Source organism: Ellagibacter isourolithinifaciens (genome assembly GCF_008831035.1).
Taxonomy (GTDB): Bacteria; Actinomycetota; Coriobacteriia; order Coriobacteriales; family Eggerthellaceae; genus Ellagibacter; species Ellagibacter isourolithinifaciens.
The window spans coordinates 1-535 of record NZ_WAJR01000078.1 but is presented as its reverse complement, the minus strand read 5'-3'; the positions used below and the strand labels follow the sequence as shown (position 1 = coordinate 535).

The following is a 535-nucleotide window of genomic DNA, read 5'->3' as shown; positions in this document are numbered from 1 at the left end:
CGGCCGCTGCAGCTTGCCCGCATGTGCGGGCGCGTTTTGCCCAAGATCAAGGACGCCAAGCGCCGCGACAGGGTCCGCGACCTGCGCGGGTACATGCTGAACAACGCCGATTGCGTCGTGTTCCCGAAAGAGTCCATGGGCACCATGGAGGGCACGAACGCCTATGTCGGCGCAGCCAGGATGAAAGGGCGCGGCATGTCGTGGTCGCGAAAGGGCGCCGAGGCGATGTGCCTGGTCAGGTGCGCGATCGCCGAGGGACGGCCGCTCATCGCGCCGAAGTTCCCCGCGCTCTACTCGAAGAAGGAGGAGAGGGCCGCCGAGAGGTTCCTGGCCAAGAGCCTGTCGCGCGGCCCCGAGTCGTGCGGGTCGGGCTGGGCGCCGCCGCACCAGGCGTCCACCTGGGCGATGAGGTCCAACGCGCGCTTCCGCGCCGGGTCGTGCTAGAATGCGGTCATCCGCAGCGCCGATGGCGCCCCGATCCCCGTCGCACCGGCAAGGCTTCCGGTCGGCTTTTCCCGCAAAACTTAACTCGCAC

1 protein-coding gene is annotated in these 535 nt (G+C 68.6%); it reads left to right on the top strand.

From position 1 onward, the window contains the following. The coding region (locus tag F8C90_RS11070) for a hypothetical protein (protein WP_211361107.1) at nt 1-444 on the top strand (444 nt) is incomplete at its 5' end. Between the last annotated feature and the right edge of the window lie 91 nt (nt 445-535).